Raw genomic sequence first — 23,287 nt, 5'->3', positions numbered from 1 at the left:
TCCCACCCCGGTGAAGATGCGTATTCTTTTTGGGGGGGAGACCGATGTGAAGGGAGATGATGAACTGCGTAGGGATTATCGGCTACGGACACATGGGCAGCATGCTGGTGAAGGGGTTTCTCGCATCCGGAGCGCTCCACGCCGACGAGATCGTGGTTGCGTCCCGGAGCCGGCGGAGTCTTGACGCCTGCGCCGCAGAATGGCCCCTGATCGGCATCGCCGCAACGAACGCGGACCTCGCCCGGCGGTGCCGGACGATCATCATCGCCGTCAGGCCGCAGGAGGTGGGCGGCGTCCTGTGCGAGATCGTTCCGGTGATGGACGGCGACGAGCATATCGTCTCGCTTGCCGCCGGCATCGGTCTAAAAGATCTGGAAGCGGCGTTTACGGGCTCGGTCACCCGGGTCGTGCCCACGGTCACCTCCGCGGTCGGGCAGGGGACGACGCTGGTCTGCCACGGGCGGCAGATCGGGATGAACGACGCCCTCCGGGTCGAGGGGCTCTTCTCGTCCATCGGGAACGTGGTGACCGTCAGTGAGGACGATCTCCCGGCGGCGACACTGCTGTCGAGCTGCGGGCCGGGGCTGCTTGCTGCCGTCATCGAGGAACTGGCGGGTGCGACGGTCCGGGCGAGCGGGATTTCGCCGGATCGGGCTCTTGCACTTACAACGGAGATGGCCGCGGCCACGGCCGCCTACCTCCGGGAGACCGGCGAGGCGCCGGAGGACCTGATCGGGGAGGTTGCGACCGGCGGCGGCATCACAGAGGTCGGGGTGCAGGGGTTCCGGGAACGGCTGCCGGCAGTCTTCGACGAGGTGTTCGCCGCGATGCTGGAGCGCTATGGCACGGTGGGGAAGTGACGGAGTGCATCGGTTCCAAACGAACAGACCATATCCGGCCTTCGTCCCATCCCTCACAGAGCGCTCCTCTCCGTCCCCCTACCCTGGCAGGGGCGGGGGCAGTCATAGCGATACCCGGTGGAAAGCCGTGCCCGTGGGTGCAAATTCCCGGGCCGTGCGAGACACGATCGATGATCTCCTCCGTTGAGAGTGCCGGTAATTGAGAGGCGTTGTATGAGGGACGGGGCAGACTTTTAAGTGATGAGCGGCCATATCCCGGGTAAGTATGAAGATCGTCGTCTCTGTGGAGGAGCCCGGCGTTATCGACCAGGTGCTGGAGTACAACCCGACATTCATCGAGGTCAGGCTCGACCGGATGGAGGGCGACCTCCCGGACCAGGTCCGTGCGATCCGGGAGAAGACCGCCGTTCCCCTGATTGCCACGCTCAGGAGCAGGGAAGAGGGGGGGAGGTTTGTCGGGGATGCGGACCTCTGGACGCGGATCATCGGGCCGATAGCACGGTACGTCGACTACGTGGACGTGGAGGCCCGTTACCGGGACCACGCGCCGTACATCAAGAGCCAGGGCGTCCAGATCCTCGCGTCCCTCCACACGAACGAGATGCCCTCCCCCCCAGAGCTCGGAAAGATCGAGGCCCTGCTCAGGTCTTATGGCGATATACCAAAGATCGTCGTGAAACCCCGCACCACGGACGACCTCATGGCGCTCGTCACGTTCACCCACCAGGCCCAGAAACCCATCTGCACGAGCATCATGGGCGCCGAGTTCCGCTACGCCCGGGCCGTCCTGCCGCTCTTCGGGTCGGAGTTCGTCTTCTGCCATGCCGGCACCCCGACGGCGGAAGGGCAGTACCATATCCGGGAGATGCGGCAGCTTGCGGACCTGTTGAAGTGAGGGGGAGGGGGATCTCACGGCCCCCTTCACCAGTAATCAGCCAAATTTTTCAGTCTTCTGACGCGTACGGCCATCTTATCAGCGATCGATAGAAAGGGAGCGCAGGGCGGACCCTGCACGATCTACGACGCCCTCTTTGTTGCCGCTGCGGTCCAGTGCGGGACCTGCCTGGTGACGGGCGACGACAGGCTCCACGGCGCGGCGAAGAAGGTGGTGGCCGCGCACCTGGTCCATTGATCGCGGGATCGGGTAGTTAGCCCGGGAGAAAGAAGCACGAATCGGAGCCCTCAATGTTCTTCCTGGTCATCATCGTGGCGGCGGCGCTGATGACGGCGGTCTTGCGGGCACCGGACGGAGACGTCCTTTAAAGAGGCGGGGAGATCGCGGCCTGCCATACCAGGCCTTCTCCCCGTTACGCGGTCCGGGAATATGCGTCCCACCAGGAACAGCCCTACTCCCCGCCGAACCCCCGGTACTTCGCCTGCTCAAGCATCGCGTCGAGAATAACAAGCGCGAGCATGCACTCCGCGACCGGGACGACCCGGGGGGCGATGCAGGGGTCGTGCCTTCCTTCGACCGATATCCCCCGCTCAGCCCCGGCAAGATCGATGGTCCGCTGCACCCGCCGTATCGAGGGCGTCGGTTTCACGGCAAGCCGGACGACGATATCCTGCCCGGTGCTGATCCCGCCGAGGACGCCGCCCGCGTGGTTGGTTGTAAACCCGGCTTTGCCGATAGAGTCGTTCATCTCGCTCCCGAAGAGCCCGGCGGCGGCGAACCCCTCGCCGATCTCGACGCCCTTCACCGCACCGATGCCCATCATCGCCCCGGCGATGGCGGCGTCGAGCTTCCCAAAGACCGGGTCCCCGAGGCCCGGAGGGCACCCGGTCGCCGTCACCTCGACGATGCCGCCCACGGAGTCCCCCGCGTCCCGGGCGGCCCGGATCTCCGCTTCCATCGCTCCCGGCTCCGTCGCCCCGTGCACCGAAACGACCCTCCCCCGGATCGCGATGCCGTGCGGCGCAAGGCAGCGCACCGCCACCGCCCCGGCCGCGACCCGGGCGAGGGTCTCCCGGCCCGAACTCCGTCCGCCGCCCCGGTGGTCGCGGAGCCCGTACTTCGCCTGCCAGGTATAATCGGCATGCCCCGGCCGGAAGATGTCCCGGAGCGCATCGTAGTCCTCCGACCGGACGTCCCGGTTCCGGGCGATGAGCGCTATCGGGGCACCGGTCGTCCGCCCCTCAAACGTCCCCGAGAGGATCTCTACCCGGTCGGCCTCCTGCCGGGCCGACGCAAGCGGGCTCTTCCCCGGCCGCCTCCGGTCGAGGTAGGGCTGGATATCCGCCTCCGTGAGGTTGATTCCCGGCGGGCAGCCGTCCACGACCACGCCCACCGCCTTCCCGTGGCTCTCACCAAACGTCGTGCACCTGAAGTTTCTCCCGAACGTGTTCATGCAAGCATCTCCCGCACCAGTGCCGGCGTGACGAGAATCCCGGTCATCAGCCGGAACTGCTCCGCCGCCTGGTGGACGAACATCTCCGTGCCCGGTATCGTCTCGCACCCGGCCTCTTTCGCCGCCCTGATGAGGGGCGTCTCCGGCGGCGTGTAGACGAGGTCAAAGACCGTCGTCCCCGCTCTAAGGTCGCCGGGGGCAAGCAGGCTCCGGGTATCGGGCTCCATCCCGACCGGGGTCGCATGCACCACCACGTCGGTGTCGCCCCCCCTGAACTCATCGAGCCCGCCCCACCGGCACCCGGACCGCTCCGCAAGCCGCCGTGCCGCGCCCGGCGCCCGGGCAAGAACCGTCACGTCCATATCGAGCGAGAGGAGGGCGTAGACCGCCGCAGCCGCCGCACCCCCGGCGCCAAGGACAACCGCCCGGGCGCCCCGCCGGTGGGCGAGCGGGGCCCGCACGCCCAACCAGTCGGTGTTATAGCCATACATCCGGCCGCCGCATCTGACGACGGTATTCACCGCCCCGATCGCCGCAGCGTGACCGTCAACCTCGTCGAGGCAGCGCATGACGTCGGCCTTGAACGGGATCGTGACCGAGACCCCTTTTGTGGGGAGGAGGGAGGCGAGGCGGACGATCGTCTCCGCATCCGGCCATTCGAGGCGGGTGTAGTGGTAGCGCATCCCGAAATGCGCAAAGAGCCGGTTGTAGAGGAGCGGGCTCTTGCTGTGGGCGCAGGGGTTGCCGGCGATGGCACATACCATAAGATCCGGGTCGCGGTCGACCATCTCCCCGAGGTCCGCAAGCCCGAACCGCTCAAGGAGATGATCCCGCTCAAGTCTCTCGGCCGCTGAGATGCCGGCCGCCCTGAGGATCACCTCCGCAACCTCACCCGGCGTGCGCCTCCCGGTATCGATGCAGGCGTCGGCCGCGCCGAGGTATGCCTCCTTCCTCGCGAGAAGGAGTGTCTGCACCTCCTCTGCCGGCGAAAGACCCGTCAGCCCCGGCCGGTCGCTCCCGGCGATCCGCTCCAGGATGACGCCGGGCGGAGCCGAGAGGAGGTAGACCGTGCCGCGCCACCGGAGGTCCGCGACGTTTGCCGGGTCGAGGACCGCCCCGCCGCCGGTGCTGATAACGCCCTCCACGTCCCGGAGCGACGCGATCACCTCCCGCTCGAGGGCCCGGAAGTGCGCCTCACCGTGCTGCAGAAAGATCTCCGGGATCGGCATCCCGGCCCGGCGCTCGATCAGTGCGTCGGTATCAAAGAACGGCAGCGCGAGGCGGTCCGCGAGGATCCGCCCGACCGACGTCTTCCCGGTCCCCCGGAACCCGGTGAGAACGACCTTCATAGCAGCCCCTGCCCGTAGAGCGCCTCCCAGAACCCGGGGAACGACTTCTCCACGCATCCGGGGTCACGGATCGCCATCCCCCCGACCGCGAGCCCGAGCACGGCAAACGCCATCGCCGTCCGGTGATCGTCGTGCGGGTCGACGGCAACCCCGTGGAGGGGGGCGGGCGTGATCGTGAGGGAGTCACCCGTGACGAGAACGCCCGCGCCCATCCTCCGGAGGGTATCCGCCGTCACGCCGACGCGATCGCTCTCCTTGTACTGCAGGTGCGCGGTCCCGGTGATCGTCGTCGGCGACGCGGCCACTGCCGCCACCGCCGCGAGCGTCTGGACGGTGTCGGGGGACGAGGACATATCGATATCGATACCCCGGAGGTCTCCCGGCCGCTCCACCGTCACCGCACCGGTGCCGGCGGTCACCCGGCAGCCCATCGCCTCGAGGGCATCGAGGAACCGCCGGTCTCCCTGGACCGACGCCGGGTTTAAGCCCGTGACCGTGACCCTCCCGCCGCAGACGGCCGCGACCGCAAAGAGGTAGGAGGCCGACGAGTAGTCGCCCTCGATCCAGTAGGTTATCCCCCGGTAGGGCACGCCGCTCTTTACCCGGAACCAGTCGTAGCCCCGCCGCTCGAGCCGGGCGCCGAACCGGAGCATCACGTCCGCGGTCACGTCGAGGTAGGACCGCGAGGCCACCGTTGCCGGGAGCGTAAGTTCCACGTCGTCGTCCGCGTAGGGGGCCGCCATCAGGACGGACGATACAAACTGGCTGCTCACGCTCCCGTCGATTGCTGCCTTCCCGCCCCGGAGCCTGCCGGAGACCCGGATGGGCGGGAACCCCGGCCGCCCGGTGAACGCGACATCACCGCCGAGCGCGTGGAGCGCACCGGCAAGCGGCCCCACCGGGCGCTCGAGCATCCTCCGGCTCCCTGTCAGCACCACCGGGTGCCGGGCAAGAAGCGCCGCCGAGGTGAGCAGCCGCAGCGTCGTCCCCGAGTTCCCGCAGTCGATCGTGACCTCTCCCGGTGCCGGGAAGGCCCCGTTGCACCCGGCAACGACGATCTCCCCCGGCAGCCACTCGATCGGCACCCCGAGGCTCTCGAGCCCGCGGGCGGTCAGTTCCGTATCGGCCGCCCTGAGCGGTCCTGCGATCCGCGACCTCCCGGCGGCGAGCGCTCCTGCGATCAGCGCCCGGTGGGTGTAACTCTTGGAGGGCGGGGCCTCGAACGCTGCGTCGACCGGGCCGATCTGCGACACCCTGACGATCATCTCCCCGGCACCTCCAGACGGGCGTAGCACCCGAGTTCCCTGACGGTGGTCATCCTTTTGAGTTCCTCCTTTGCCTCCCGCCATCCTTCTGATATCTCGAGGTCGATGAAGAAAAGGTAGCTGCCGATCCCGCGCCGGGAGGGGCGCGACTCGATCCGGGTCAGGTTGATCCCGCGCCGGGCGAAGACGCCGAGCAGGTCGGCAAGGAGACCGACCCGGTCGGCCTTCGGGTCCACGAGGAGGCTGCATTTCGTGCAGCCCCCCTCCCCGCGGGGAGTGGAGGAGATCTCCACGAACCGGGTGGTGTTCTCCCGGCTGTTCTGGATCTCCCGGAGGGCTATCGGCAGATCGTAGATCGCCGCCGCCATCTCGGGGACGACCGCGCCGGCGTGCTCGTCTCCTTGCATGGCGATGGCGCTCGCGGCGTTGCTGCTCGTATGCACGACCTCTACCCCAAGGCTGTCGAGGAGGACCGAGCACTGTTCGTGGGTCTGCGGGTGGGCGTAGACGACCGAAAGTCGCTCCGGCTCCACCCTGGCTGCGAGATGGTGCCGGACGGGCATGTAAGCTTCCCCGGTGATGACGACGTCAAACTCCAGAAACCCCTGGAGGGTCTCCCCCACGCCGCCGGCCTCCGAGTTCTCGATCGGGACGAGGCCTTTCACTGAGCTGGCTGCCACACGTTCGATGATGGCGCGGATGGTCGGCAGGAGGAGAACGTCGTCGCCGTAGAGCCGGACCGCGAGTTCGTGGCTGAACGTCCCGGCCGGCCCGAGGGTCAGGACCGTCATCGGTTCACCACGTGGTTGATGAGGTCGTCCGTCTCTTCCGTCGCGGCTTGGAGATAGGAGGCGTAGTGGCCGGCGTTCGCGGCGAAGAACGCCCGGAAGCGTTCGTCATCGCCGGACTCCACGATCTCCCGGAGCGTCCGGACCGCCGCCTCGAACTCGCCGAGCACCTCCGGGACGGCCGGGTTCATCTGCAGGATGTCGCCGTAAAGCCCCGCGTCCTGGGCGAGGAGCCGCCCGACGAACCCCATCTCGATCCGGTAGACGGGGCTCGTGAACGCGAGGGTCTCCCCGACGTCGGCGCCGGTCCGGCGGATGGCCTCCGCTTTTGCAAGCGTCCCGAAGTGGGTGAGCCCCTGGATCACCGCCATCATCCGGTCGTGGCTTTCCGGTGTCGAGAGGGTGATCGCCGCCCCCTGGTCGCGGAAGACGGAGAGAAGGGTATCGAGGGTTTCCGGTTCGCACCGGGCCGGCGTCGCGACGATCGTCTGGCCCCGGAGCGATACGGCACCCGGCCCGAACATCGGGTGGAGCCCGATCACCTGCGCGCGGGAGGCGAGCATCGCCCTGACCGGTTCGACCTTGAGGGAGGTGAGGTCGCAGAAGACCTGCTCTTCCGAGAGCAGCGGGGCAACCTCCTGGATCACCCCGACGGTGGCGCGGATGGGCACCGAGACCATGACGAGGTCTGCCTTCGTTGCGATATCCCGGCCGGTGAGCGGCGTCTTTGTCCCCGAGACGATCACGTCCCAGCCGGCCGCCCGAAAGACCCCGGCAAAGAACCGCCCCATCTGCCCGGTGCCGCCGATGATGGCTGCAAGCATCGCCGTCACTTCTCCCGGATCGTCTCCTTCACAGCGACGCCGAAGTGCCGCCCGCCCTCCGCGACGCTGCCGAGCACCCGGTCTCCGACCGCGAGGTTCGCGACCGATACGGCCGATCCGTCCTCGCGGACGAGCCGGATCGTCTCGGCGTTCTGGAGGACCAGGCTCACCTTTGCACCGCCCGCCTTCGCCTCAACGAGGAGGAGCGGGCGGCGCTCGATCTTCACCCTGCCGACGACCGCTTCGCGGGTCGCGCCGGTATGCTCCGCGACGAGCACCCTATCACCCGTCGTGAGGTCGGCGAGGTACGCGGTCTTCTCCCCCGGGAGAAGGATGTAGGCGTGCACCGCCCCGGCGTTCACCCGGAACGGGCGCGGCGCCACGTAGGGGTTCTCCAGGGTCTCGGGGTGCACCATCAGGAACGCCGAGGAGGTGTTGCCGACGAGCATCCCCTCCCCGTCGGCGAGGAGCGAGCAGGTGTCCACGCAGACCCGGTCCCCCATGCCGACGGGGGCGATCCGGGTCACCTCGAATGTGGTGAGCGCGACCTCTGCGCCTGAACCTGCGACCACTTTTGCAACGCGCCGGATCTCCCCCGGGTCGCCGGTCGCAAGAAGGATGCCCGCCGCCCCGCGTTCGAGGACAGTCAGGGCGACCGCCGCCTCGTCGGCGGTCGTGACCGCGGCGATGATCCGGTCTGACTGCGCGACGAGGTTCTCGAGCGGGATGACCGTCCAGTCCTGTGTCCGGACGATGACATACCCCTGCCGGGAGAGCCGGAGCGCCTCCTCTTCGGTCGCCTTATCGGTGATATCGATGAGAAAGACGTCTTTTCCGGGGACGAGGTCGCCGTCCTTCGCGACTGTCGTCACCCGCCCGAGTTCCCGGACACGGGCGGCGTCGTCGACGACCAGGACATCCGCACCGCTCTCGATCGCGGTGGTCGCGAGGTCCTTCCTCCACGGCCTGATATCGACCCAGAACTGTTTCATCGCCCACGCTCCAGCGCGTCGGCCGGGCTCGTGCCCTCATGCACCACCCGGCAGATCGCGCCTATGAACCGGCCGGGGTCTTCGCGCTGGAAGGCGTTCCTTCCCATGCAGACACCGGCCGCGCCCGCCCCGATGGCATCCCGGATGGTCGTGAGCGTCTCAAGGTCTCCTCCCTTCTCGCCGCCGGCGATCATCACCGGCACCGAGCAGGCGGCGGTGATCTGGCGGAACGTCTCCGGATTCCCGGTGTAGTTCGTCTTGATCAGGTCGGCCCCGAGTTCTTCGGCGACCCGGACGCAGTGCCCGATCGCCTGCGGCGATGTGGAGTCGATCCCCTTGCCGCGGGGGTAGATCATGATCAGGAGCGGCATCCCCCAGCGGTTGCAGTCCCGCACCACCGCGCCCGCCGACTCGATCATCCGCGACTCGTTCGGGGCGCCGAGGTTGATGTGGATCGAGACCGCATCGGCGCCGAGCGCGACCGCCTCCTCCACGGTGCAGACGAGTACCTTATCATTGGGGTCCGGGTTCATCGACGTGCTTGCGGAGAGGTGCACGATGAGGCCGATGTCCTTTCCGCGTTTCCGGTGTCCTCCTTTTACCATGCCTTTGTGGAGCACGATGGCGTTCGCCCCGGCCTCGCTCACCTCGCTGACGATCCCGGTCATGTTGCGGAGCCCCTCGATCTGGCCCATGGTAAACCCGTGATCCATGGGGATGATCACGGCGCGACCGGTGTTCCTGTCCATAATCCGCTCAAGGCGGATCTCTTTTCCAATCATCTTCATCACATCTCAAGAATCTCTATTGCTTCCTCTGCCGGTCGCCCCTCATGGACGATCAGCGCTGCGGCACGGATCAGGCGGTCGGGCGCCGGGTGCTGGAAGGCGTTCCTCCCGATCGATATCCCGGCGGCACCACCCTCCATCGCGCCCTCCACCAGTTCGAGGATCGCGCGGTCGTCGGTCTTTGAGCCTCCCGCGACCACGACCGGCACCGGGCACCCCCGGGTCACGTCGCGGAACGAGTCCGCATCGCCGGTGTAGACGGTCTTGACGATGTCGGCGCCGAGCTCCGCCGCCACCCGCGCGGCGAGTTTGACGCTCTCGACGTCGTGCTCGTCTGCGACCTTCCTGCCCCTCGGGTACATCATCGCGAGGAGCGGCATCCCCCACTCCATGCACGCGACCGCGACCCTGCCGAGGTCGGCAAGCATCCGCGCTTCAGAGTCGGCCCCGACGTTGATGTGCACCGAGACACCGTCGGCGCCCATCTTCAGGGCGTTCGTGACGGTGTTCACGAGCACCTTATCGTTTGGGTCCGGGCCGATGCTGGTGCTCGCCGAGAGGTGCATGATCAGGCCGACGTCTCGCCCATGCCCCCTGTGCCCGTGCAACGCAAGCCCCACATGGCCGATCACCGCGTTTGCCCCCCCTTCGGCGACGAGGTCGATGGTCTTCCCGACGTCGACCAGCCCGGGGATGGGGCCGAGCGTCACGCCGTGATCGAGCGGCACGATGATGGTCCTGCCGGTATTCCGATCCATGATACGTTCCAGACGAATCTCTTTTCCTCTCATAACCACAGTCCTCCCGGATCTTGAGTGAGTACGGTCCCCGGGATAGATTTAAAACCAGATAAAATAGCGATAGAACGCTGCCGCTCCGTGATAACAGATACCGGCGGTCAAAAACTGCTGTGTCGCTCCTGCGAGGATGGTTACTCCGTTAACCGAGGTAAAAGCGGTCACCGGCGAAAAAACACTCACCGCGCATTGTGTATACCATTACGTGTTCCTGTATAAAAATGTGCCGTAATACCACGCACAACGCGGATCCGGGATAAAACGGCCCTCCGTGAAAGAAAATATGGGATAGGCCTTATTTGCGGCTCTTCCGGAACGATATGACGTCGCCGACGGTCATGGTCACCCGGCCCGGCCCGCCGACGGAGGTGCTATCTTCGGCCGAATCGATCAGCCGGATATTGAGCGCTTTCTCAAGTTTCCGCCGGACGTCATCTTCGGGAATGAGGTCTCCCTTCTCGATCTTTTTGACCAGGATCTCGCGTTCCTTGATTGCCTGAGCGAGGTCGAGAGTGGACCAGTCCTTCTCTTCGCGGGCGGCCCGGATCCGGTCGGCGTAGTCGTCGACGATCTCTCCTTCCATCAGGTCAAAGACGTCCCGCGGTTTCCTCCGGGCCTGCGGGACGGCGATTCCCGGTTTCTGCTGCGGGGAGCCTTTGCGGCGCGGTTGCTGGACTTCTGTACCGTGTTTTGCGCATCGGACGCAGACGGAGAGTTCTGCACCCTCGATCTGGATGGTTTTGGGCGGCCCTTGTATGGGAGCGCCGCATAGTTCACACTGCATAAGTCTCGCAAACAACTTTATATTCATTTTAACCTATATAATTAATCGAGGAGACCTATGGGAGATATCGCTCGGCAGGCACCAGACAAGGATACCGGTGAAGACATCTATCAGTATCTCCTGGAACGGATAACGAACCTCGAAAACCGAAACCTGGAGCTACGCGAACAATTCCGCCAGATGGAGTCCGAGAAACGGTATGTTGAAACCCAGAAGATTCGCTACGAGCGTGAGCTGCGAAAACTCAAGAGCGAGATCGAGCAGCTCAGGAGCCCTCCTCTCGTGATCGGGACGGTTACTGACGTTATCGACAACAACCGGGTGATTGTGCGAAGCAGTGCGGGGCCGCGGTTCCTGGTCCGTACATCGCAGCTTATCGACCCCGATCTCCTCAAACCGGGTGTGCGGTGCACGCTCAACCAGCAGTCCCTCGCCATCGTCGATGTGCTCCCCACAAGCTACGACGCGCAGATCTACGGCATGGAACTGGTTGAGTCGCCGGAAGAAACCTACGAGAATATCGGCGGTCTTGAGCCGCAGATCGAGGAGGTCAGGGAAGCGGTCGAGCTCCCCCTAACGAAGCCGCACCTCTTTGAGAAGGTCGGCATCTCCCCGCCGAAGGGCGTCCTCCTCCACGGCCCGCCCGGCACGGGGAAGACGCTCCTCGCGCGGGCGGTGGCGCACCAGACGAATGCGCACTTCCTCCGCGTGGTCGGCTCGGAACTCGTGCAGAAGTACATCGGTGAGGGGGCCCGCCTGGTCCGGGAACTCTTCGAGCTTGCGAAGCAGAAGTCACCGTCCATCATCTTCATCGACGAGATCGATGCGATCGGCGCGCACCGGAACGACTCGACGACATCGGGGGACCGCGAAGTCCAGCGGACGCTGATGCAGCTCCTGGCCGAGATGGACGGGTTTGACAATCGTGGGGACGTCAAGATCATCGCCGCGACGAACCGGATCGATATCCTCGACCGCGCCCTCCTCCGCCCCGGCCGGTTCGACCGGATGATCGAGATACCGCTCCCCGATCATCGCGGGAGGCTCGCCATCTTAAAGATCCACACCCTGAACATGAGCCTTGGCGAGGACGTCAATCTCCCGGAGGTGGCCCGGCTCACCGAGGGGAAGAACGGCGCCGACCTCCGGGCGATCTGTATGGAGGCGGGCATGTTCGCCATCAGGATGGAGCGCGATACGGTCAGCGGCGACGACTTCATGAAGGCGATCGACAAACTCTCTGTGGACTTCGACCAGCACCACTTCCATACCACCTTCGGCGAGATGTTCGCCTGAAGGGCACCTTTTTTCCCGGACAGCATCGTTTTGGTATCATGGAGAGGGCGCGCCCTACCGGGGGAGGATACGCCCGCGAACCCGGTTCACCGGAGGGTTTATTGAACCCCCTATCCGTTCTGGAAGGTCACGCCCGGAGGCCTGCCCGGGCCCCCTCAAGGAAACCAACGTCAGCGCCGCTCCCCGGTACGGCTTCCCGCTGAATATCACCATGACTGCCCCCGCTCCCGGCACGGCTGCCCACTGGATATCACCATGACTGCCCCCGCTCCCGGGCACGGTTGCCCACTGGATATCGCCATGACTGCCCCCGCTCCCGGGCACGGTTGCCCACTGGATATCCTGCGGGAGGGGGAGACCCCCCCCGTCCCTCCCCAATGGCGATATCCCCACGGTCCACTGCACGGGGGAACCGGGGAGAACCGGGTTGGTGTCATTTTGTCCGGGAAACCGGCGCGAGAGCCCCATCCCGGGCACGGCCCTCCCCTGGTATCGCCATGATTGCTACCGCCCCCGGGGCAATCGGGGGTTCTCATCTATGCGCTAAGGGAGGGGCTTTTCCGGAGAGGAACTTTCCGGTATCGATAGCGCCCGGGTAGGACGATTATTGCCGCACCCCATCCCGTGGCGATATCCCACGGTCCCCCAAATAGACTCCATTTTACAGATTCAGGCGTTATACTTCCCGGTCTCCTTATCCCTAAACCGACGCGCATATGGGGGCCCCGGGCACGGTTTATCCCGGATATCGATAGCCACCACGGTCCACTCCATGGGGAGATCCCGGATAAGAACCGGATAGCGCGGGATAAGAACCGGATAAGAACCGGATAAGAACCGGATACGGCCTTCCTCCCTCCAGGAAGGCCCCGGGCGGGATGGGGACGGAGGGGAGCGCTCTGTGGGGATGGGGCGAAGGCCAGATATGGCCTGTTCATTTGGAATCGATCCTCTACACCTGCAGCACCTGCTCCTGTGCCCGGAGAATGTCAAGAACATCCTGCATATCGGGCACCGTCGTCACCGGATAAACCCTCGCGAAGACGACGCGCCTTGATTCGTCGATGACGATGCTGGCCCGCCTTGAGTAGCCCTTTTCGCTGTCGAAGACGCCGTACGCCTGTGCCACACCGCCGTGAGGCCAGAAATCCGCAAGGAGCCGGGTCTTTCTGATGCCGAGACTCTCCGCCCACGCCCGTTTGCAGGGGACGGAGTCCACGCTGATGCCGAGAGCAACAGCGTTGAGAGCATCGAGCGCCTCCCGGTTCGCCTCCAGTGCTCTCATCTGCCTGGCACAGACGCTGGTCCAGGCCAGCGGGTGGAACGAGAGGATAACCCGCTTCCCCGGGAAGCCTGATAGCCGGATACTGTTCCCATTCTGGTCCGGTATCGAGAACTCCGGAGCCTGTTCGCCGATCTCGACCATCGTGGATCACCGTGTGGGACTCCGGTTGCGGTGATGATAAGCGTTTCGGGAGGAGGGGGTCCCACCGGATTGCAGCCGTGTACCGTCGATACACATAAGTGAGCTTGAGGTATAGCCGTTCCCGGCGCAGGGTAGATCCCGGTTAAGACTCCCGCCAGCGAGAGTATCACAATGCCGCTTGCCACCGACGTCCTGATTGTCATCCTGCTGATACTTGCAAACGGTTTCTTCTCTATGGCGGAGTTTGCGCTTATCTCTGCAAGAACGGCACGTCTCCAGAAGAGAGCCGCAGGAGGCGACGCCGGTGCGGCCGCCGCTCTCGAACTTGCCGGAAACCCGACAAAGTTCCTCTCCACCGTCCAGATCGGCATCACCGTCATCGGGATCCTGGCCGGAGCCTTCGGCGGGGCGACGCTCGCGGGTCCTCTCGCGGAGGTGCTCGCCGGTATCCCCCTCGTTGCCCCCTACAGCGGTCCGCTCGCAGTCGCAGCCGTCGTTATCGTCATCACCTACCTGACGCTTGTGATCGGCGAACTGGTGCCGAAGCGGGTGGCCATGAGCAACGCCGAACGGGTCGCGTCTTTTGTTGCCCGCCCGATGCGGCTCCTCTCCCTGGCCGCAGCACCGCTTGTCCGGGTGCTCGCCGCTTCAACCGAGGCGGTGCTCAGGGCGTTCGGTGTCCGGCAGCCTCCGGGCCCCGAGGTTACTGAAGAGGATATCCGCGTTCTCATCGGGCAGGCCACCCGGGCCGGCATCTTCCAGGAGGCGGAACAGGATATGGTAGAGAGCGTCTTCCGCCTCGGCGATCGAAGGGTCAGCGTGCTGATGACCCCGCGTCCCGACGTCGTGGCCGTGGACGTGGAGGACCCCCTCGAGGAGAACTGGAGAAAGATGGTCGAGTCCCGGCACATATATTTCCCGGTCTACCGCGAGCATCTGGACAACCTGCTCGGCATCGTCTCCGTCCCGAACCTCTGGGCACGGATGATCGCGGGCGAACCTCCCGAGCTCGCGAAGGCGATCGAACCCGCACCCATCGTGCCCGAGAGTGCCCGGGCGCTGGCGGTCCTCGACGAGTTCAAGGCCTCCGGGGCACGGATCGCCCTTGTCACCGACGAGTATGGGAGCATCGAGGGACTGGTTACGGTGCACGACATCATGGAGGCGATCGTCGGCGGCATCCCGTCGGCCGAGCACCCGCCCGAGAAGCCGGCGGTTCTCCGTGAAGACGGGTCATGGCTCCTCGACGGGATGCTCCCGATCGACGAATTCCACGACCTCCTCAACGTGGGTGCTCTGCCCGGGGAGGAGCGCGGGTATTACCAGACGCTCGGTGGGTTTGTCATGATGTACCTCGAGCGGACCCCGGAGGCCGGAGACCGGTTCACCTGGAACGATCTCCGGTTCGAGGTCCTCGATATGGACGGGCACCGGGTCGACAAGGTGCTCGTGACGCCGGGGGCGGCCGAAGAGGAGAAAAAAAGGGTGGACGCTACCCGATCTCGACGAGAGTGACGGTGAACGTGAGGTCCTCGCCCGCAAGGCGATGGTTCGCGTCGATGGTGACCACGCCGGGCGACACGCTCGCGACCCTCCCGGGCAGCCCCTGTCCGCTCGCGAGGGTTATCCCGACCGGGTCCCCGGCGATCAGGTTCTCCCCGCCGGGGATATCGGCCGGGTCGACGGCAAAGACGAGGTCCTCCCGGTACGGCCCGTAAGCCCGGTCGGCCGGGACGTGGATGGTCTTCGTCTCTCCTTCCCGCATCCCCACGACGCCCGCATCGAACCCGGGGACCACCCTGCCGCTGCCGATGGTGAACCCGAGCGGCTCCCGCCCGGCGGAACTGTCAAAGACCGTCCCGTTCGTGAAGGTACCGGTGTAGTGGACCTGCACGGCATCTCCCGGCTTCACCTGCGCCTGCCCGCCGTCGCTCCCGACGCAGCCCGAACTGACGGCGAGGACCGCAAGAACGCCCGCGAGCAGCAGCATGACGCCGCGCACGTGCTCCCGCCTCACAGATTCCCCTCATTCTCGACCGCTTTCTTGAAGCATTCCACCGCTTCCGCAAACCTCCCCTGCCGGTCGAGCGCTCTCCCTTTCAGGTACCATGCCCGGGCATGGCGGGGGTTCGCCTCGAGGACCCGATCAAAGCACGCGGCTGCCGGATCGTATCGACCCAGGTGGCCGAGGGCGATCCCCTTGCAGAGCCAGGCATGGGTATCCCCTTCGCCCAGCTCGATCGCCGCGTCAAACGCAGTGACGGCGTCGGCGTGCCGGCCGAGCGTATCCATGAGCGTCCCGGTCGCGTTCCAGACGGCCGCGTTCTCCGGGTCGACCGAGAGCGCCTTCTCGTAGCTCGCGAGAGCGTCGTCATACCTGCCGGCCTTCTCGAGCACCGTCCCCCGCATGAAGAGGGCGGCCGGGTTCTCGGCCTGGAGGACGATGATCTTGTCGATCGACTTGACCGCCTCTCCGTACCGCCCGAGATGGATGAGGGCCGATGAACGGGCGTGGAGGGTCTCGATGCTGGTCGGTTCCCGGTCCAGCACCCGCGTGTAGGCGGCAAGGGCATCCTCGTACCTGCCGGCCTTCTCGTGAGCCTCCCCGAGCCTCCGCAGGGTGAGGGTATCTGCCGGGTCGGCCGCGATCACCTTCTCGAAGCATTCCACCGCCTCGGCGTAACGCCCGAGCCACATGAAGATCTCCCCGCGCCGCTGCCAGGCCGCCCGGTTCTCCGGGTTTGCCCCGATGATGCCGTTGGAACACTCGAGCGCCTCTTCGTACCGCCCCATGTGCACAAGAGCGCTCTCGAGGGTGTACCATGCCTCAGTGTCGCGTTCATCGCCCTCGAGCACCAGCGCGTACTGCCGGATCGCGTCGCCGAACTTCCCGCCCCGCTCGAGCGCCATGCCAAACGCCATTCTCGCATCCCGGTCGCCGGGAGAGGTCTTGAGGTAACGCTCGAACGCTTCGCCCGCCTCTTCGTGCCTGCCGACAGCCTCCAGCATATCCGCGCGTATCCTGATGACCGCCGCGTTCGAGGGGTCGGAGGCGAGCACCCGGTCGCAGCACTCGATCGCCTCCGGGTGCCTGCCGAGCCGTGCAAGCGCGACGGCAAGCGCGAACCAGGCGCCGGTGTCTCCCGGCCGCTCGCCGGTCACTTTTGTATAACATTCGGCCGCATCCGCGTACTGCCCCATCCGCTCCAGGGCGCGGCCCCGGTTGTACCATGCAAAGAGGTTGCCCGGGTCGGCCGCGACGGCCTGCCCGAACCGCTGGGCAGCCTCCTCGTACCGGCCGAGCGTGGCAAGGACGATCCCGAGGTTCACCAGGTAGCCCCCGGCGTCCAGGTCTGCCGCAAGAAGCGCTTCGTAGCAGTCGGCCGCTTCAGCATGGCGCCCGAGGCACTCGAGGATCCGCGCCTTTCGGGCAAATGTCCCGGTATCCCCGGGGTTTGCCTCCACCACCCGGTCGATGGACTCGAACGCCTCTGCGTACCGCCCGAGGCGTTCAAGCGCCGCACTCCGTCCGAGCCAGGCGGCACGGTCGGCAGGATTCCCCTCCACCGCCCGGTCATAGCAGGCAAACGCCTTTCCGTACTCGCCAAGGTGTATAAGTGCGTCTCCCCTGGCCTTCTCCGCCGTCGCATCTCCGGGGCTGACCTTGAGGAGAGCGCCGAACGCCTCCGCCGCCTCCGCATACCGGGAGAGGTGCATCAGGGACTCCCCCTTCCTGTACAGGAGGTGGAGGTCGTCTCCACCGGCGTCCCGCATCCGGTCAAGCACAGCGAGCACGTCGCCGTACCTGCCGAGGTTCTCAAGGATGTCCGCCTTCATCGAACGGGCGACGGCGTTATGCGGCTCTTTCTCAAGAACCGCGTTCAGGCAGTGGTCAGCCTCCTCATACCTGCCGAGATGGATGAGGGCGATGCTGCTCTGCTGCAGGACGGGGATATTGCCGGGGTCGATCTCGAGGACGTGCTCAAAGTTCTCCTGCGCCTCCGCATACCGCCCGAGGCGGAGCAGCGCAACCCCCCGGAAACTCAGGACAATCTCGTTTAAGGTGTCGAACTTCAGCGGTTTCTGCTTCCCGGGAGGGCGCATGTCGTCCTTCTCGAAGAGCGCAAGGTCGGTGCTGCTCCCGATCCACTTCATCCCGGTCACCGCCCGGTTCTCAAGCACGCGGTCGAACGACCGGATCGCCTCGGCGTACTGGCCGAGGCAGAAGAGCGCCATCCCGCGGGCGTACCAAACGTGGACCTGACCCTGGTCGTGCTTCAGGACGTGGTCGAAACTCTTGACCGCCCGGTCGTAGCGGCCGAGCGTATCATAGACGAGACCCATGGAGTAGCGCACCGGGATGTGGTCCGGGTCGGCGAGGGCGACCTTGTCGAACGACTCCATCGCTTCCGCATACCTCCCCGCCCGGAGGAGGAGCGAGCCGCGGTGGTACCAGACGGGGACGTTCTCCGGATCGGCGGCGGCGATCTCCCCGTAGCAGCCGGCGGCATCCACGAACCGGCCGAGGTGCTCAAGTGCCCGGGCTTTGCCGTAGAGCGCGTTGAGGTTGCGGGGCTCCACATCGAGCGCCCGGCCAAACGACTCGATGGCTCCGGGGTAATCCCCCTGGTACAGGAGGGAGGTCCCGATTCTCGCAATCGTCTCGGTGCTGCCGGGGTTCGCCCTGAGGATCCGCTCGAAATTGGCCGCCGCTTCCCGGAATTCTCCGGTCCGCTCGAGCATCCGCCCGAGTCTCTCCCGCAGGACGACGTTCTCCGGATTCCCGTCCAGCGCTCGCGCGTAGGCCGCCGCCGCGTCGGTATATCGCCCGAGCCGTTCCAGCATCTCCCCCTGCCAGTACGAGGCGTTTGTATCAGCAGGAGTTCCTTCGGCGATCTTTGCGAAGCACCCGGCCGCCTCCTCGTAATCGCCTGCCCGGGCGAGGGCGTGCCCCAGCGCCCGCAGCATCCCGGCGTCGCCGGGGGACGACTCGAGAGCCTTCCGGAGCCAGATCACCGCTTCGCCGTCCCTGCCAAGACAGGCAAGCGCCTGGCCCAGGGAGAACCGGACCAGGCCGTTTTCGGGATCGATCTTGAGCGCCTTCTCAAAGCTCTTCACCGCCTCACTGTAGTTTCCGGCCTCGAACTGAGAGGTGCCCTGTTTTATCGAGGGGTTCGCGTTCTTCCCCTGACCCAGAATATTACCGAAGAAATCCATCCGACATCATCTGCCGCTGCTTGTGCGCCACGTGAGTGTTCAACGCTATACTCTTCGCGAATAATTACCTTCTTGCGGGTAGCCGTACTCTTCCTAAGTGTTGGTGCGTTCGTCACTATTTGAGAAGACCGGTTTGTCCTGTAGACCCGGGTTTTCGGGCAAAACGATAGGCCGCCGGATTCAGGCCCCTGGAGAGCATCAAACGGATCGGCGTTGCCCTGCCGGGCGCCATGGCTCCCGGGAGAAAGCGCCGCCGCAGGAGACTGCCGAACCGTGCCGGAGCACGGTTCTCCTGCACCGGCGGGCGCGCCGCCTGCCGCCGGGGAGACTGCCGGCGGCATCGGTATGCGGGCGGGCGCGCTTCACGGCGAAACCTGAACACGTATCTTCCAGGCAAACCGCCGGGGAACCAGCGCGTAAAAGGCCGGGACGCCTCCCCGGTCAGACATCCAGGATGGGGTCGAACTGCGCCTTGCCGACCGACCCGTAGAAACTCGTGATCTTCGGGTCCATCCCACAGACCGGGCAGGTATAGTCCTCCGGCAGGTCTTCGAATGCAGTACCTTTCGGGTAGCCGCGGAGCGGTTCGCCGCGATTTTTGTCGTACACGTAGCCGCAGATCTTGCAGACGTACTTCGTCGGCTCCCAGGGCTCGAACCCCCACGCCCCGATCGGGCCTTTGCCGGTCGCACCGCAGACCGGGCAGATGTAGTCAGCCGGCAGGTCTTCAAACGCGGTACCCGCCGGGATACCCCGATGCGGCTCTCCCCGCACAGGGGAGTAGATGTAGTTGCAGTACTTGCACCGGTATCGTTTCACTTTCTCCATGCGATCACACTCCCTGAAGGGTAACCACCCGCACAATCGCGGTGGAGATGTTGAGAGGTGGTCCCCCCTGATAAGGTTTCGCGTGATCCGGCACCGAAGGGCACTACTGCATCGATTCCAGATGAACAGGCCCTATCCGGCCTTCGTCCCATCCCCCATGGAGCGCTCCCCTCCGTCCCCTCCGCAGGAGTAGTGCTGGCAGCGGTTTCCCGGGGGAGGAGAGAGCCAGAACCCGGTTTTCCAGGCTTGTCCCGGTACACTGGACCGTGGTGGCTATCGCCACGGGGAGGGACCGGGGAGGGGGCTCGTCCCTTCCCGGGCAAAATGTCACCCAAAGTTCCTCTCCGGCATCCCCACCCCGCCCGGCGCTGCAGGATACCCACGCTTCTTCGGTAGCCCCCACCCCGCCCGGCCTTCGCAGGGGATACCCGTGATTCTTCGGTAGCCCCCACCCCGCCCGGCTTCGGCCTCCTCCCCGCCCCGGGGGCGGGGCAGAGAAGATACCCAGTGGAAAGCCGTGCCCGGGGCGCCCTCGCGCCGGTTTCCCGGGAGAGGGAGTGAGCCCGGACCCGGTTCGATCCCGGGATCTCCCCGCCCCGCAGGTGGGTACCCGGACGTTCCTCCTCAAAGCCCCCGCCCCCGGAGGGGGGCAGCACGTGGGGATACCGGGGAAAAGCCGCCTCCCGGGATGCAAACCCCCGGACAGTGTGAAAAAAGATCGATACTCTCCTCCGTTGAGCGTGCCGGTAATTGAGAATCGTTGCACTACTGCCGCCGGCCGCCGATAACCGCGCGCAAGAGGAGCGAGAGCACGAGCATGAGGATGAATGCCACGCCCCAGACGATCAGGACCGCTATGGTGCCGGGCCATCCGGCCCCCGGGCCGGGCGCTTGTGCTCTCCAGGTGAACTCCGGCGCCCACGCCGTCTGCCCTCCCGCGCCGGCCGCCCGGTGCCGGAACGGGTCACGCGGTGCCGCCCCGGCACCCCCCTGCCTGAGGGAGAGGTCGTAGCGCGCCCGGGCCTCCGGGTCGATCAGCACCTCGTATGCCTGCTGGATGGCAATGAACCGCTCGCTCGCATCAGGGTCAGAGTTGACGTCCGGGTGGTACTGCTTGGCGAGCTTCCGGTAGGCCGCCCGGATCTCATCGGGGGTCGCGTCAGGGGCGATCCCCAGGATATCGTAGCAGGTTTCCACAGGGGGTATCACGTGTTCTCATCATATGATACCTCGCCTGTATCCCCGTTCACCGTCACCCGGGTGCCGGGGGCGAGGCGGGAGAACTCCGGCGGGAGGCGGTCGACCATCGGGATCTCCGCGATGATCGCGCCGACCGCGATGATCGGCTCCGCCTCGGTGTTGACGATCGCCGCAGGGGCCCGATCGTTCTGTTTGAGCGCGTAGATGACGTAGGACCCGACCGTCGACCCCTTCCCGTACGGGAATGCGAGCACGCGCCCGGCGATGGATTGGCCCTCAAGCGGATGTCCGCGCTCGATGACGATGCCCGTCTCGGGGTCGACACCCGAGAGAAACGATATGGGTTCGGGTGAAACAAGGAGGTCTCCGCTCCCGATACCCCTGGATATGCCTCTGCCCTGCATGGTCACTGCCACCACTATAATGAGGTTGGAGATCCAACTATATGAGTAACATGGACGAAACCGTTGGCAGCAGCCCTGGCAGCGAGCACGATATGCTCAGCCTCCAGATCCAGGACCTGAAGGCGCAGATCCTGGATTATAAACTAAAAAACGAGTTGCTTGAGAAGGAGGTCATGCAACTGCGCAAAGAGAACGGCCAGCTGAAACGGGTGCCGCTGTTTGTTGCCGCTGTGGTTGACGTGCTGGAGAACGGCGAGGTGTATCTCCGGCAGCAGGGCAACAACCAGGAGTACGTCACCACGGTCAGCGAGAAACTCCACCGTATCCTCAAGCCCGGGATGAAGGTGGCGGTGAACAACACGCTCTCCGTCGTCAAGACGATCGGCAACATCTATGACTCAAGGGTCAGGGTCATGGAGCTCGATGAACAGCCGAACGTCACGTTCGCGCAGGTCGGCGGCCTGAAGGAAGAGATCGAGGAGGTCAGGGAAGCGGTCGAGTACCCGCTCACGAAACCCGAGATCTACGAGCGCGTGGGCGTCGAGCCCCCGAAAGGCATCCTCCTCTACGGGCCGCCTGGGACCGGGAAGACGCTGATCGCAAAGGCCGTTGCCCGCCAGTCCCGTGCCCGGTTCATCAGGATGTCCGGGAGCGAACTCGTCCACAAATACATCGGGGAGGGTGCGCAACTCGTGCGGGAGCTCTTCGTCCTCGCCCGGGAACGCGCCCCGGCGATCGTCTTCATCGACGAGATCGATGCGATCGGGAGTATGCGCACCAACGACGGGACCTCCGGCAGCGCCGAGGTCCAGCGGACGCTGATGCAGCTCCTCGCGGAGATGGACGGCTTTGGGAACCGCGGCAACGTCCGGATCATGGCGGCGACGAACCGGATCGACATGCTGGACCCGGCTCTCCTCCGCCCAGGCCGGTTCGACCGCATCATCCAGGTTCCCCTTCCGGATGCCGGGGCACGCCTCGAGATCCTGAAGATCCACACCGCGAAGATGTCCCTCTCAAGGGACGTGGACCTTGCCGGGCTCGCGGACCTCGCCGAACACACCACCGGCGCGGAACTGCAGGCGGTCTGCCGTGAGGCCGGCATGATGGCGGTCCGGCGGGACGCCGATGCCGTCGACCACGAGGACTTCCTTGCGGCGCTCAGAAAGGTGAAGCGCGAGGTGGCGGCGGCTCCCGACACCCGCATGTATATCTGATGGGGACTCCTCCATCCCCCGGTTTTTTCTGTGAAGAACTCCTCCAAAACAGAGACGGCACCCTGTCCTTCGCACTCATTCCTGCGCCCGGCACCCGGATCTTCACCTGTGCTGTCTCTCGCTCTGCCTCATGCGCGCCTCAAGGGAACCCTTATCGACCTCCCGCGCCCACAACTATGCGATGAACGTCCTCCTCATTCAGCCCGAGGGGGTTGACCTCTACACCACCCTGCTCAAGTCCGAGACCAGCAGGGGGGCTCTTCGTTTTTATCAGCCCGACAGGCTGGAGTATGGCATACGTGTCCGGACGGCGTCACTCGGGAGTGCGCTTGCTCTCGTCTCCGAGCTCCGGTGGTACATCCAGCGCTACGTCGAAGAGGTCCTCTTCGAGCCGGAGGAAGGCATCTTCTGCTCGTCCGGGCTTGCCCGGCAGATCTACGAGCGGGACGTGAGACCCGGATCACCGTGGAGGTACCGCTGCCTCTACCGCATCTCCGGGGACCACCTGGCCGACACCATATGGATGGACGAGGGCACGACGCCGGAGGCGTATGCCGACCGGATCGAGCCCGGGGACACGGCGCTCGAGGTCTGGTGCACTGAAGAGGAGTACCCGGAAAGGTAGGGCGGAAGGGTGCCTGTTGTTCGTTCCGGCGGCACGGCGGGTCCGGGCGTCAACACCCCAGGTGCGGGAAACGGTTATCCAGACGGCCTGACTGGCAGAAAAACCCGTTCTCCTGGACCCCGGTTCCGGCCCGGGTGATCGTCTCACCCACGATGAGGTGGGTGCCGGGGCTGGATATTCTCCGGTGCGAACCCGGGCACCGATCCGTGGAGGCTGCCGCCACGTGGAAGGGGGCTACTGGTACATCTCTCCGGCACCCCCCACCTCGCGCCTGCAACG

At 65.6% G+C, this 23,287-nt stretch carries 21 protein-coding genes; 6 read left to right on the top strand and 15 right to left on the bottom strand.

Features of this window, described 5'->3' with window-relative positions; all coding sequences use genetic code 11:
• The first annotated feature begins 56 nt into the window (after window positions 1-56).
• The gene (locus QZ408_RS07245) at window positions 57-860 is read left to right on the top strand and encodes a pyrroline-5-carboxylate reductase dimerization domain-containing protein (protein WP_292490583.1); all 804 of its coding nucleotides are present in this window, start codon (window positions 57-59) and stop codon (window positions 858-860) included.
• A gap of 265 nt (window positions 861-1,125) precedes the next feature.
• Window positions 1,126-1,755: a type I 3-dehydroquinate dehydratase gene (locus tag QZ408_RS07240; RefSeq protein WP_292490582.1), complete on the top strand. Its 630-nt coding sequence runs from the start codon at window positions 1,126-1,128 to the stop codon at window positions 1,753-1,755.
• A 451-nt stretch (window positions 1,756-2,206) separates the two neighbouring features.
• Here the strand turns inward: QZ408_RS07240 and QZ408_RS07235 are convergent, their stop codons facing one another.
• The 9 genes from QZ408_RS07235 to QZ408_RS07195 form a co-directional block, all read right to left on the bottom strand.
• On the bottom strand, window positions 2,207-3,208 hold the full coding sequence (locus QZ408_RS07235) for a chorismate synthase (protein WP_292490581.1): 1,002 nt from the start codon (window positions 3,206-3,208) through the stop codon (window positions 2,207-2,209).
• Entirely contained in the window at window positions 3,205-4,557 is a 1,353-nt protein-coding gene (aroE, locus tag QZ408_RS07230) for a shikimate dehydrogenase (RefSeq protein ID WP_292490580.1), read from the bottom strand. Before aroE ends, QZ408_RS07235 begins: the two co-directional genes overlap by 4 nt.
• Window positions 4,554-5,822, bottom strand: coding sequence for a 3-phosphoshikimate 1-carboxyvinyltransferase (aroA, locus tag QZ408_RS07225; protein ID WP_292490579.1), 1,269 nt, complete (start codon window positions 5,820-5,822; stop codon window positions 4,554-4,556). Before aroA ends, aroE begins: the two co-directional genes overlap by 4 nt.
• The gene (locus tag QZ408_RS07220) at window positions 5,819-6,613 is read right to left on the bottom strand and encodes a prephenate dehydratase domain-containing protein (RefSeq protein ID WP_292490578.1); all 795 of its coding nucleotides are present in this window, start codon (window positions 6,611-6,613) and stop codon (window positions 5,819-5,821) included. The genes aroA and QZ408_RS07220 overlap by 4 nt, the downstream gene beginning before the upstream one ends.
• The gene (locus QZ408_RS07215) at window positions 6,610-7,434 is read right to left on the bottom strand and encodes a prephenate dehydrogenase/arogenate dehydrogenase family protein (protein WP_292490577.1); all 825 of its coding nucleotides are present in this window, start codon (window positions 7,432-7,434) and stop codon (window positions 6,610-6,612) included. Before QZ408_RS07215 ends, QZ408_RS07220 begins: the two co-directional genes overlap by 4 nt.
• A 5-nt stretch (window positions 7,435-7,439) precedes the next feature.
• On the bottom strand, window positions 7,440-8,426 hold the full coding sequence (locus QZ408_RS07210) for a 3-dehydroquinate synthase II (protein ID WP_292490576.1): 987 nt from the start codon (window positions 8,424-8,426) through the stop codon (window positions 7,440-7,442).
• On the bottom strand, window positions 8,423-9,208 hold the full coding sequence (locus tag QZ408_RS07205) for a 2-amino-3,7-dideoxy-D-threo-hept-6-ulosonate synthase (RefSeq protein WP_292490719.1): 786 nt from the start codon (window positions 9,206-9,208) through the stop codon (window positions 8,423-8,425). Before QZ408_RS07205 ends, QZ408_RS07210 begins: the two co-directional genes overlap by 4 nt.
• A gap of 5 nt (window positions 9,209-9,213) precedes the next feature.
• Entirely contained in the window at window positions 9,214-10,005 is a 792-nt protein-coding gene (locus tag QZ408_RS07200; RefSeq protein ID WP_292490575.1) for a 2-amino-3,7-dideoxy-D-threo-hept-6-ulosonate synthase, read from the bottom strand.
• A gap of 301 nt (window positions 10,006-10,306) precedes the next feature.
• Complete coding sequence (locus tag QZ408_RS07195; RefSeq protein WP_292490574.1) at window positions 10,307-10,795, bottom strand: multiprotein bridging factor aMBF1; 489 nt, start codon at window positions 10,793-10,795, stop codon at window positions 10,307-10,309.
• A gap of 57 nt (window positions 10,796-10,852) precedes the next feature.
• On the opposite strand from QZ408_RS07195, the gene QZ408_RS07190 reads away from it, so the two are divergent.
• Window positions 10,853-12,091, top strand: coding sequence for a proteasome-activating nucleotidase (locus tag QZ408_RS07190; protein ID WP_292490573.1), 1,239 nt, complete (start codon window positions 10,853-10,855; stop codon window positions 12,089-12,091).
• 952 nt (window positions 12,092-13,043) lie between these two features.
• Here the strand turns inward: QZ408_RS07190 and QZ408_RS07185 are convergent.
• The gene (locus tag QZ408_RS07185; RefSeq protein ID WP_292490572.1) at window positions 13,044-13,517 is read right to left on the bottom strand and encodes a peroxiredoxin; all 474 of its coding nucleotides are present in this window, start codon (window positions 13,515-13,517) and stop codon (window positions 13,044-13,046) included.
• Window positions 13,518-13,688: 171 nt separating this feature from the next.
• On the opposite strand from QZ408_RS07185, the gene QZ408_RS07180 reads away from it, so the two are divergent.
• Window positions 13,689-15,032 carry a hemolysin family protein gene (locus QZ408_RS07180; RefSeq protein ID WP_292490571.1) on the top strand — a complete coding sequence of 448 codons (1,344 nt, stop codon included), beginning with the start codon at window positions 13,689-13,691 and terminating at the stop codon, window positions 15,030-15,032.
• Here the strand turns inward: QZ408_RS07180 and QZ408_RS07175 are convergent.
• The 5 genes from QZ408_RS07175 to QZ408_RS07155 all read right to left on the bottom strand — a co-directional run bounded on the left by QZ408_RS07175 (window position 15,010) and on the right by QZ408_RS07155 (window position 21,166).
• Window positions 15,010-15,534 carry an FKBP-type peptidyl-prolyl cis-trans isomerase gene (locus QZ408_RS07175; RefSeq protein ID WP_292490570.1) on the bottom strand — a complete coding sequence of 175 codons (525 nt, stop codon included), beginning with the start codon at window positions 15,532-15,534 and terminating at the stop codon, window positions 15,010-15,012. The two genes, QZ408_RS07180 and QZ408_RS07175, sit on opposite strands and share 23 nt — an antisense overlap.
• Entirely contained in the window at window positions 15,531-18,734 is a 3,204-nt protein-coding gene (locus QZ408_RS07170) for a tetratricopeptide repeat protein (protein WP_292490569.1), read from the bottom strand. Before QZ408_RS07170 ends, QZ408_RS07175 begins: the two co-directional genes overlap by 4 nt.
• Window positions 18,735-19,175: 441 nt before the next feature.
• Window positions 19,176-19,562: a rubredoxin gene (locus QZ408_RS07165; RefSeq protein ID WP_292490568.1), complete on the bottom strand. Its 387-nt coding sequence runs from the start codon at window positions 19,560-19,562 to the stop codon at window positions 19,176-19,178.
• Window positions 19,563-20,327: 765 nt separating this feature from the next.
• Complete coding sequence (locus tag QZ408_RS07160; protein ID WP_292490567.1) at window positions 20,328-20,759, bottom strand: J domain-containing protein; 432 nt, start codon at window positions 20,757-20,759, stop codon at window positions 20,328-20,330.
• 8 nt (window positions 20,760-20,767) lie between these two features.
• On the bottom strand, window positions 20,768-21,166 hold the full coding sequence (locus QZ408_RS07155) for a DUF126 domain-containing protein (protein WP_292490717.1): 399 nt from the start codon (window positions 21,164-21,166) through the stop codon (window positions 20,768-20,770).
• A gap of 41 nt (window positions 21,167-21,207) precedes the next feature.
• Here QZ408_RS07155 and QZ408_RS07150 point away from each other — a divergent pair, with 41 nt between their 5' ends.
• Window positions 21,208-22,383, top strand: coding sequence for a proteasome-activating nucleotidase (locus QZ408_RS07150; RefSeq protein ID WP_292490566.1), 1,176 nt, complete (start codon window positions 21,208-21,210; stop codon window positions 22,381-22,383).
• A 181-nt stretch (window positions 22,384-22,564) separates the two neighbouring features.
• On the top strand, window positions 22,565-23,008 hold the full coding sequence (locus tag QZ408_RS07145; protein WP_292490564.1) for a DUF5804 family protein: 444 nt from the start codon (window positions 22,565-22,567) through the stop codon (window positions 23,006-23,008).
• Window positions 23,009-23,287: the final 279 nt, after the last annotated feature.

It is taken from the genome of Methanoculleus sp. 10, from assembly GCF_913757945.1.
GTDB lineage: Archaea > Halobacteriota > Methanomicrobia > Methanomicrobiales > Methanoculleaceae > Methanoculleus.
This window is presented reverse-complemented; position numbering and strand designations above follow the sequence as displayed.